Here is a 10520-nt window from a genome sequence, read left to right as displayed (position 1 = left end):
TTATCTTTATTAATAATAACATCCTTACTAATTAAAGATAAAACAAATCTAACAACATCTAAATTATTAAAAATGCCATGCAAATATGTTCCAATTAATTTATTTTTTTTATCTATTATAAAGAGATCTTTTCTCTCTAAGAGCTGTTCATAATTATTGTTTATAGTACTTTTCCCATTATGTATTTCGTAGCCAACTACATCACACCCTTTTAATTGGTTAACCCCTTTATATTTATTATAACTTGTTAATTTATCTCCATCAAACTTGGTTGTCATATCAAAAAAATTAAGGCCTTGCATTTTCACATCTTCATTAAATTCAATAGATTTATCTATAATATTACTACCCATAACCTGAAAACCACCACAAATACCCATAATCCATACTTTTCCCATTAAGTTCTTCAATGCATCAAAAAAACCTCTTTTTTTTAAATATAAAAGATCATTAACAGTTGATTTTGTTCCAGGTATAATAATAAGATCATGATTACTTAAATTATAAGGATTGTCTATATACTCTAATAATACATTTTCTATACTCAGTAGAGGATAAAAATCTGTAAAATTAGACATATGCCTTAATTTTATTACACCAATTCTAACAGATTTTTCACTACCTTTTTTATTTGTTTTTATAAACTGTGAATCCTCATCCTCTAAGATTAAATTATCTATATAGGGAACCACCCCTACTATCTTTACGTTTATAATCTTTTTAAACATATCAATTGCAGGTTTTAACAGTGTTATATCACCCCTAAATTTATTTATGATAAATCCTTTAATTAGTGGTTTATACCTATTATTAACCAAATCAAAGGTGCCTTTCATGCTAGCAAAAACACCACCCCTATCTATATCACTTACTATAAATACAGGGGCTTTTAATTTGTCAGCTAATCTCATATTTACAATATCAAATTTTTCTAAATTTATCTCTGCGGGTGAGCCAGCCCCTTCTAATATAATTACATCGTATTCCTTTTTTAACGATTCAAAGGCATCTAAAACAATCTTAAAATTTTCTTCACTCCTTTTATAGTATTCACCATAATTTATTGTATCTACTACCTTTCCCAATGCAATTACCTGGGACTTCTTGGAACCTGTGGGTTTTAATAAGATTGGATTCATCCTTACATCAGGTAATATTCTTGAAGCTCTAGCCTGCAAATATTGAGCTATTGAAATCTCACCCCCATTTGGGCATACAATTGCATTAAGTGACATATTTTGTGCCTTAAAGGGGGCAACCCTTAAGCCCATATTTGCAAATATTCTGCAAAAGGCAGCTGTAATCAAAGATTTGCCAACACCAGAAGATGTTCCTTGAAACATTATTGTTTTACATGCCATATTCTTTAAACTTATTTAATAAATCTATAAGATAATTGTTATTTTCTTCTAAATTTATAGCAATCCTAAAATATTTTTCATCTAAGCCTTCAATATTATATAAATTTCTTATTAAAACCCTATTCTTTAAAAGAAATTTATAGAGATCCATCGGATTATTATGCACATATTTAAACATAATAAAGTTAGTAACACTTGGATAAAACTTTAAAAAATCTAAACTACTTAATTTATTTGAAACATCATCCTTATAAGAATTTAAAACCTTAACATAACTATCAGTATTTATATAGAGCAGTTTTTCACCAACAAATTGTGCCATGCTATTTACTGACCAAATTGATTGGTGTTTTTTTAGTTTTTCTATTAATTTCTTATTCTTAGAATAAGCCCATCCAAGGCGCAACCCTGGTGCACCATAAATCTTAGAAAACGATTGAAGGACAATGGTATTATCTAAATCATTATTTAATAAAGTATAATCTTTCCAGTTAAATAAAAAGGGCATATATGACTCATCTATCACAAATAAAGTATTTTTTAATCTCTCTATTAGTTTCACAAGCTTTTTATGGTTATATAAAACTCCAGTGGGATTATTTGGGTTACATAGGATAATAATGTCATAAAAATTTTTTTCTAATTCTATATTGTTAAGATCATAGATAAAATTATTCCCTTCTGTTGCCAAAGAATGTTCTACTTTTAAGTTGTTTAACACCGAGAATTTCTCATAATCTTTATAAGTTGGTCCTAATATACATACCCTTTTATTTCTGTAAATTCTAGTAATATTATCTAGTATTTCTGTTGTCCCACTTGATACTATAATTGAATCAAGTGGAAGATTATATTTTGATGATATATGTTTAATTAAACTTTGAGAGTGCGGTTCAGGCAATCTTCTAAAATTAGTTGTTAATTCACTAATTTCTAAATTAAGTGATTTAAAAAGATCAAAGGGCAATACATTAGAACTAAAATCCAATATTTCTGAAGGATCAAAACCCAAAAAATTTGATATGCTATAAATATCCCCGCCATGTTCTGATTTATATATCATAATAATAACTTAAATTATTTTTTATTTGTTGTAATCACTTTTTTTTTATGATATTTATATATAAGTTTTTTATGGAAATCCGGTGAGAATCCGGATGCTGTGCCCGCAGCTGTATTTGGGAGCAAAAGCCTGTTATGCCACTGTAGATCAAAGAAGAGTTGCTCTTACAATCTACATAAGTACTTTTTTTGATCTATGGGAAGGTAGGTTAGTAGATAGCCCATAAGCCAGAATACATAAAAAACAAAAAAAATCCCCGGGTTAGGGAGTTAAACTATTATTAAAAAAGCAGTTCTATTTACATCTTTAGCAAGTAATTCAGGTAAAACACTTATAACCTCATCAATAGCAAATATACTAAGGTCAAAAGACTATAAAGTAACACCCTTTAAATGTGGCCCTGACTATATTGATACGTCAATCTTAGGTAAAGCTACTAATTGTAATGCATATAATTTAGATACAATCCTAACTAGTTCTAACACATTAAAAGATATATTTTTTGAAAAATTAAGTTATTCAGATATTGCAATTGTAGAAGGTGTTATGGGGTTTTTAGATGGCATTTCAAAAGATTTCAAAGGCAGTACATTTGAAATAGCAAAATTATTACAATTACCAACTGTTTTTATTTTAGATGCAAAAGCCTCAGCACAAAGTATTATAATCCCTATAAAAGGTATTGAATGGATAAAAAAATATATCCCAGTGATAGGCATTATTCTTAATAATGTTTCAACAGAGGGGCATAAAAAATTACTAATTGAAGCTATAACTAAGCATAGCAAAATAAATATTCTAGGTGTTTTGCCTAAATATGGGAAAGAAATATTTTTTTCACGCCATCTTGGCCTCCAAACAGCAATAGAGCTAGATAAAAATATATTTAATGATCTTTCTGCCTTTGTAGAGCAAAATATTAATATAGATAAGATTTTAGCTTTAGCAAAGATAGATATTAATTATTCATTTGTAAAAAAAGAAAATAGGAAGAAGAAAACAACTAAAAAGATAGGCTACATTGCCTATGATAAAGCATTTAACTTCTATTATAGATCAAATATAGAATACCTAATGGAGCTAGGTTATAATATTAAATATTTTTCACCCCTTGAAAATGAGACAATAGAAAAATGTGATTTTTTATATATAGGCGGTGGTTATCCTGAGCTATATGCCAAAAGATTACAAGATAATACTAATACAATAGACTCTATAATAGAGCACTTTCATAGAGGAGGAAAGATAATAGCAGAGTGTGGTGGCTTAATATACCTATCAAAATCTATAACAAATGATAATACAACCTATAATATGATAAATATATTTGATACAAATTTTAAAATGGAGAATAAAATTCAAGCTTTAGGATATGTAGAGGCTGAAATTAACAAAAATTTACCCTTTTATGAGAAAGGTAAAAAAATTAAGGGTCACATATTCCATTATTCATCAATTATCTCAAATAATGAGGAATACATATTTAAACTTAAGACACTTTCTACAAATAAAATAATATATGATGGTTTTTTCAAAAATGCCACATTAGCTAGCTATACACATTTTCATTTTTTAGACGAGAGTTCTTTAATAGAAAAATTCTTACAATGGAGGTGTTAATTTGAAAAAAATTTTTATGGGGTTAATTATGGTGCTTATTTCACTTTTACCGGCAAAAGGATTTACTAAAGATTCAATAATATTACTTACTTTTGGAACCACTACAAATGCTTCGGAAACCTATGAATATGTGGATAAAATGTTTAAAAAACATTTTAAAGATTATAATATTGAATGGGCCTATGCCTCTAAAATAATAAGCAATAAAGAGAATCTGCCATCCTTGTCAGATAAAATAGTTGAACTACAGGAAAAAGGTTATAATCGCTTTTTTGTTCAACCTTTATTTATCTATCGAGCTTTTATGTATCATAGGCTAAAATCAAAGACTGCCAAATATAATGATAGAATATACATATCTGAACCACTACTCTATAGAAAAGAGGATTACGTTAAGAGCTTACAATATATAGAGAAATACTTTATTAAAGATGGACTAAACCTTATTGTTGGGCATGGCACAAAAAAGTCTTTAGGGGATTATAAAAAAATATACGAAGCATTAGACAAAACAATAAAGAAAAATTATAAAAATGCTATACTCTATACAATAGACGGCTTCCCTGGGGAAAGTAATCTTAAAACATTTTTAGAGAAAGATATTAAAATAGAAAGATTACAGGTTATACCATTTATGTTTGTTGCTGGTGATCACATAATTAACGATATCCTAGGAGAGAAAGATAGTTTAAAATCAGAATTAAGCGGTAAAGTAGATAGTATTACAGCAGTTAAATTTAATTATAAAGGTAAATACTATTATATGGGCTTAGGTTTTAATAAGAATATAATAGAAATGTTTATTAATAAATTAGAGGAAACAATAAATAATGCAAGAAACAGAGATAGAGACAAAATATCTAACTAAAAATTTTGGGGACTTAATAGCAGTTAACAATATAAGTTTCTCTATAAAAAAAGGCAATATTTTAGCAATGTTAGGACCAAACGGATCAGGTAAAACAACTATAATCAAAATGCTCACAGGTCTTTTAAAGCCAACAAAGGGCGATATATTCTACAGAGGTAAAAGATACAACAAGAGAAACAAAAAACTAAAGAGTATCATTGGCGTTGTTCCTCAAGAAAATAATATTGATAGAGACCTGACTGTTGTCCAAAATCTAAGGATACATGCAATGTTGTACAACATAGATAAAACATTACAAGTAAGCTCTATAAATAATGCACTTAAATTTGGAGACCTTGAAAAACACAAGAACAAACTTGGTGTAAATCTATCAGGCGGTATAAAGAGAAGATTAACTATAGCAAGAGCAATAATGCATAACCCTTCTATATTATTTTTAGATGAGCCAACTATCAGTTTAGATCCACACAGTAGAAGACATTTGTGGAGTTTTATAAGGAAACTCAACGCCACCTCAAAAACCTCTATCTTTATAACTACCCACTATATTGAAGAAGCTGAATTATTGGCAGATGAGGTTATTATAATAGATAGTGGAAAAATTTTAGTAAGAGGCAAACCTGAAGAGTTGAAGAAAAAATTAGGCAAATACACAGTTGAGGTATTCTTAAAAGAGGGAATAAAACAAGAATTTTTTAGAGAAAAGGAAGAGGCTTTTAAATTTATTAACTCAATTAATTATCCAGTAAAAATTAGGAGTCTAAATCTAGAGGATGTTTATATAAATTTAACGGGAAAAAGAATAAACCAATGAATGGTATAAAGGCGATATATTATAGAGAGCTTTTAATATTAAAATCAAGATTAATTAAAACACTGCTCTCCTCAGCCATCTCACCTCTCCTATTTCTAATTGCCTTCGGATTTGGCATAGGCAAAGCTGCAGAAATTAATGGCTATAACTACTTATCTTTTCTAATACCAGGACTTCTAGCTATGGGAACCCTAAACCAAACTTATAGTATCTCAACAGAGATTAATATATCGCGATTTTATTTCAAAACATTTGACGAATATCTACTGGCTCCAATAAATAGATGGGAGATTTTAATTGGTGAATCTTTGTATGGGATAACAAAGGGAGTATTAACAACTATTATTATCCTAATAATGGCTTTTATAGTAAATGTTAATATATTAATAAATCCACTTTTTATATTTATTTTGCTAATACATCTGTTTACCTTTTCAATTTTGGGCTTTATAGCAGCTTTAATTATTAAAAACCACGGTGATCAATTTGCAATAAATACATTTATTATAACGCCAATGATTTTTTTATCAGGTCCCTTCTACCCTGTTGATAAAATGCCTGAGCTAATAAAATACATAGTCCATATTTTCCCATTAACCTATACAACTGCTCTATTAAGAACTTCCATGTTAGATGGAAAATTATATTCAATATATTATCTTTTAGCATCCATCATAATTATTATTATACTAGCATTTATATCTCTCTTTGTTATAAACAGGATCGAATCATGAAATATCTTTTCTTTACCATCCTACTAATAGTGCTAACTATATCAATATTTATAGGATCAGCCGATATCAATATCTTTTCAATAAAAAATTATGAATATAATATAATTGTTAACTATAGGATACCTAGAGTACTATTTTCCGCTGTTATTGGAGGTATCTTGGGATTTTCTGGCAGCATCTACCAACTAGTTCTTAAAAATCCATTAGCCGATGCATTAACAACAGGGGCAAGTGGAGTTGCTGCCTTGGGAGCTGTTATATCAATAACATTGGGCCTACACTCATATTTAATGCCTATTATCTCCTTCTTCTTTGCTCTTATTGGAATAGCCTTTATCTATAAAATCTCCTCTACTGACGGGCATGTCCACCCAATTTCTATAATTCTTGCAGGGGTTATATTAAATATTTTTGCCTCTGCTATTATAAGTCTGCTTAAATATGTCTTTGATGAATCACTAGCAAGTATCATCTTCTTTTTAATGGGTGGTATTCACTATATAACATGGGGACAACTTGGTATAATATTCTCAATCTTTCTAATATTATACTATCTAGTAAGTAAGAATAGCACAAGTTTGGACCTTTTAACATTAGATGAGGCAACCGCAACAACAACAGGTATTAATGTAAAATATTTGAGAATGAAATCTTTCATAATTTCAACACTTCTAATCGCATTAGCCGTTAGTTTCACAGGCATTATAGGTTTTGTTGGTTTAATTGTTCCCCACATTGCAAGAGATATTTTTGGAAGCTCAATGTGTTATAACATTTATTACTCAACTATATTTGGAGCAATATTACTTTCAATTTCTGATACACTCTCTAGAATTATAATCCCTTCTGGAGCTGAGTTGCCTGTAGGGATAATAACTTCAATCTTTGGTGGTATTTTTTTCTTCTATATACTAAACAAAAAAAGACAGTTAAGCTGGTTTTAATTATGATTGAGATTAGGAAATTAGATTTTATAAGAAACAATTTTTCATTAAAGATCGGAGATCTATATTTTAAAAAGAATGAAAAAGTTGCAATATTCGGCAACAATGGATGTGGCAAGAGCACATTCTTTAATATAGCAACAGGATTATTAAAAAACTATAGTGGTAAAATTTATTATATAAATAAAGAGCTAAAAAAATTATCTATAATCAAAAGAGCTCAAGTTTTTTCATATCTGCCACAATTTTTTAATATTATGTTCAATTTTACTGTATTTGAAATAATCCACTTAGGCAGATACCCCTTTCAAAACACATTATCAAAATACGAAAATTTAGATAAAACTGAAAAATTAATTAGAGATTTACACTTAGAGTATCTTAAAAATAAAAGATGGGCTAACCTATCGGGCGGCGAGAAGAAAAGGGTGGCTATTGCAAAAACTCTAAATCAAGATAGTAAAATTATATTCCTAGATGAACCACTAGCTATGCTAGATATAAAACATCAGATTTTCTTTCTTAATTTGATTAAATTATCTAACAAAATCGTTATTGCTTCATCACACGATATAAATTTAACAAAGGATTATTTTACTAGATTTTTATTTATGAAGAATGGCAGAATCATGTATGATGTACAAAGAGAAAATGTTAACAAGGAGATAATTAGTGAAACCTTTGATGTCAATGTTTGCCACACTTATAATTTTGCTTTTAGTTAATTACTGCTTTGCTGGTGAGAGAATAGTTATAATAGCACCATCTGCAGCTGATATAATATATAGATTAGATGCCTCAGATATGGTTGTAGGAAAGACTAAATATATAGAGAAATTTAAAAACGCTAAGCTTATTGGAAGTCACCTAAAACCAAACACAGAATTAATCCTAGATTTAAACCCCACATTAATTATTACAATGGAATCTAATATATTTTTAGATACAATTAAAAGTTTAGCCCATAGTAAGTTTTTAGTTTATGATCCAAGAAATACAAAAGAAATAGTAAAAAAAATAAATCAATTTGGTAATTTATTAGACAAAAAAGAAGAAGCCAATAACTTATTAAATAAGTTGGAAGAGCAGATTAAGGGCGTAAAGAAAATCAAGAAAAAACCTACTGTGCTATTTGAGATATCATCAAATCCACTATTATTTGCAGGTAGAGATAGCATCATTTATGATATAATAACAAAAGCAGGTGGCATATATCCAATTAAGGATAATAAAAAAATCGTCAAAGCATCTATTGAAACAATATATAAATATCATCCTGATGTATATATTTACCAAATTGGCCCAATGAATAAAAATCCTATAGAACCTGAAAAAAGAGAATACTTTAAGGATTTTAAAGATATATATTTTCTAAGGGTTAATCAAATTGATTATTTAAGAGCAAATACAAAAACATTCAATAATATTTTATCTTTAAATAATTATTTTCAAGAGGTGGGTTTTAAATGAAAGGACGTTTATATTTAGTTGGTTCGGGTTTAAAGGCTGATCTTATCACAATTAGAGGTTTAAATATATTAAAAGAGGCTGATGTTGTCCTATATGATAGATTAATTGATAGGAAGCTACTAGATAACTGTAATTGTGAAAAAATAGATGTAGGTAAACACCCTTATAGCCATAATAGGCGGCAATCTGAAATAAACTTACTTATAGAGAAATATCTATTAGAAGATAAGAAAGTTGTGAGATTAAAAGGCGGTGATCCATCTATATTTTCAAGGGTCAGCGAGGAAATAGATGTAGCTAAAAAATTGGGATGCCCAATTGAGGTTATACCTGGAGTTACCGCTGCTTCAGTTGCTGCTTCAAAAATCTTATGCTCATTAACTGATAGACAATATTCCTCGGGTACAGTTTTTATTACAGGCCATAGATGTAAGGAAAATCTGGAATTACTATACAATTGGAAATATTTAGTAGAACTAAAGCTAACAATAGTTATATATATGGGAGTAAAAAATATGCTACTTATTATAGATAAACTTATTGAAAATGGACTTCCACTAGATACCCCATTATTAATAGCAGAGAAGCTAGAAACTAGTGATGAAAAAATAATATTGACTGATTTAGAAAATTCAAAAAACATGTTTGACGATATAGGCTTTCCCAATATTACAATCATTGGAAATGTTTTAAAAAGAGCTACAAAATGAATAAAAAATGTTTTTATGCAATAGGGCTAGGACCTGGGGATCCAGAGTTATTAACATATAAAGCAATAAAAGTGCTAAATAGTGTTGATCTAGTAATTGTGCCTGAATCTTCCAAAAATGGTCGCAGTATTGCCCTAGATATAATTAAAAAATATATACCTACTTCTAAAATAGAGACCTTCTATTTTCCGATGATAAATGATCCAAAAGTTTTAGATAAAAAATACTTTGAATTATCAAAGAAAATAAAAGATAATTTATATTCAAACAAACATATTGCCTATGTAACAATAGGAGATCTAAGTATTTATAGCACATTTATATATCTATGGAATAAATTAAAGTTAACCAAGGATCAGGTAGAGTTTATACCAGGAATCCCATCATTTATCTCAGCTGCAAGTATAGCCTATATGCCAATTGTTATGAAAAACGAAAACTTTTGTGTAATAGAGATGCCAAATAACGAAGAAAAATTGTTAACATTTACAAAGCTTTTTCAAACTATTATTATAATGAAGATATATAAAAAGGCACACATATTATCACGCTTTTTAGAGAAATATATAGATATCTTAGATAGTGCTGTGCTTGTACAAAAAGCTACATTAAAAGGTGAATGCGTGGTAGATTTATTAAAAGATAATATTTTAAATTACGATAAAACTTACCTATCAACAGTAATAATGAGAACTAAACACTATGAATAAAGGGAATTTTATAGAAAATAAGAGTTTCGAGATTATAGAAAAAAATGTCAATTTAGCACACTTTAATGAAAGTGAAAAACTCATAATAAAAAAACTCATACACACAACAGGGGATTATCAATTCGCTGATATAACAATTATATCAAAAAGTGCTATTGAAGTAGGCATTAGAGCAATTAGTGAGAATTTGCCCATTGTATGCGATACTATGATGGTTAAGTCA

At 28.6% G+C, this 10520-nt stretch carries 12 protein-coding genes and 1 riboswitch; of the genes, 10 read left to right on the top strand and 2 right to left on the bottom strand.

The genetic code is table 11. From position 1 onward, the window contains the following. Both SVN78_05925 and SVN78_05920 read right to left on the bottom strand, forming a co-directional pair. Positions 1 to 1361: cobyric acid synthase (locus SVN78_05925; protein MDY6821141.1), on the bottom strand; the 1361-nt coding region annotated here is incomplete at its 3' end. After that, positions 1351 to 2424 carry a histidinol-phosphate transaminase gene (locus tag SVN78_05920; GenBank protein MDY6821140.1) on the bottom strand — a complete coding sequence of 358 codons (1074 nt, stop codon included), beginning with the start codon at positions 2422 to 2424 and terminating at the stop codon, positions 1351 to 1353. The genes SVN78_05920 and SVN78_05925, both read right to left, overlap by 11 nt. 28 nt (positions 2425 to 2452) lie before the next feature. Further along, positions 2453 to 2681: riboswitch (cobalamin riboswitch) on the top strand. 19 nt (positions 2682 to 2700) lie between these two features. Between SVN78_05920 and SVN78_05915 the strand changes: the two genes are divergently transcribed. The 10 genes from SVN78_05915 to SVN78_05870 all read left to right on the top strand — a co-directional run. After that, entirely contained in the window at positions 2701 to 4044 is a 1344-nt protein-coding gene (locus tag SVN78_05915; GenBank protein MDY6821139.1) for a cobyrinate a,c-diamide synthase, read from the top strand. A 1-nt stretch (position 4045) separates the two neighbouring features. After that, positions 4046 to 4912 carry a sirohydrochlorin cobaltochelatase gene (locus SVN78_05910; GenBank protein MDY6821138.1) on the top strand — a complete coding sequence of 289 codons (867 nt, stop codon included), beginning with the start codon at positions 4046 to 4048 and terminating at the stop codon, positions 4910 to 4912. Beyond that, complete coding sequence (locus SVN78_05905) at positions 4875 to 5729, top strand: ABC transporter ATP-binding protein (protein ID MDY6821137.1); 855 nt, start codon at positions 4875 to 4877, stop codon at positions 5727 to 5729. Before SVN78_05910 ends, SVN78_05905 begins: the two co-directional genes overlap by 38 nt. Further along, a complete protein-coding gene (locus tag SVN78_05900; protein MDY6821136.1) occupies positions 5726 to 6463 on the top strand; it encodes an ABC transporter permease in 738 nt (245 codons plus the stop codon). The genes SVN78_05905 and SVN78_05900 overlap by 4 nt, the downstream gene beginning before the upstream one ends. Beyond that, positions 6460 to 7407, top strand: coding sequence for an iron ABC transporter permease (locus SVN78_05895; protein ID MDY6821135.1), 948 nt, complete (start codon positions 6460 to 6462; stop codon positions 7405 to 7407). Before SVN78_05900 ends, SVN78_05895 begins: the two co-directional genes overlap by 4 nt. 2 nt (positions 7408 to 7409) lie before the next feature. After that, entirely contained in the window at positions 7410 to 8132 is a 723-nt protein-coding gene (locus tag SVN78_05890; GenBank protein ID MDY6821134.1) for an ABC transporter ATP-binding protein, read from the top strand. Continuing rightward, positions 8080 to 8877: an ABC transporter substrate-binding protein gene (locus SVN78_05885; GenBank protein MDY6821133.1), complete on the top strand. Its 798-nt coding sequence runs from the start codon at positions 8080 to 8082 to the stop codon at positions 8875 to 8877. The genes SVN78_05890 and SVN78_05885 overlap by 53 nt, the downstream gene beginning before the upstream one ends. Further along, complete coding sequence (gene cobA / locus SVN78_05880; GenBank protein ID MDY6821132.1) at positions 8874 to 9587, top strand: uroporphyrinogen-III C-methyltransferase; 714 nt, start codon at positions 8874 to 8876, stop codon at positions 9585 to 9587. Before SVN78_05885 ends, cobA begins: the two co-directional genes overlap by 4 nt. Further along, entirely contained in the window at positions 9584 to 10297 is a 714-nt protein-coding gene (gene cobI, locus SVN78_05875) for a precorrin-2 C(20)-methyltransferase (protein ID MDY6821131.1), read from the top strand. Before cobA ends, cobI begins: the two co-directional genes overlap by 4 nt. Next, on the top strand, positions 10290 to 10520 hold a 231-nt coding region (locus tag SVN78_05870; protein ID MDY6821130.1), incomplete at its 3' end, for a precorrin-8X methylmutase. The genes cobI and SVN78_05870, both read left to right, overlap by 8 nt.

It is taken from the genome of Deferribacterota bacterium, from assembly GCA_034189185.1.
GTDB lineage: Bacteria > Chrysiogenota > Deferribacteres > Deferribacterales > UBA228 > UBA228.
This window is presented reverse-complemented; position numbering and strand designations above follow the sequence as displayed.

Bases quoted from the DNA above. Each gene is read 5' to 3' on its own strand.
- SVN78_05890 (MDY6821134.1), top strand. From the start codon at position 7,410: ATGATTGAGATTAGGAAATTAGATTTTATAAGAAACAATTTTTCATTA.
- SVN78_05905 (MDY6821137.1), top strand. From the start codon at position 4,875: ATGCAAGAAACAGAGATAGAGACAAAATATCTAACTAAAAATTTTGGG.
- SVN78_05920 (MDY6821140.1), bottom strand. From the start codon at position 2,424: ATGATATATAAATCAGAACATGGCGGGGATATTTATAGCATATCAAAT.
- SVN78_05900 (MDY6821136.1), top strand. From the start codon at position 5,726: ATGAATGGTATAAAGGCGATATATTATAGAGAGCTTTTAATATTAAAA.
- SVN78_05895 (MDY6821135.1), top strand. From the start codon at position 6,460: ATGAAATATCTTTTCTTTACCATCCTACTAATAGTGCTAACTATATCA.
- cobI (MDY6821131.1), top strand. From the start codon at position 9,584: ATGAATAAAAAATGTTTTTATGCAATAGGGCTAGGACCTGGGGATCCA.
- cobA (MDY6821132.1), top strand. From the start codon at position 8,874: ATGAAAGGACGTTTATATTTAGTTGGTTCGGGTTTAAAGGCTGATCTT.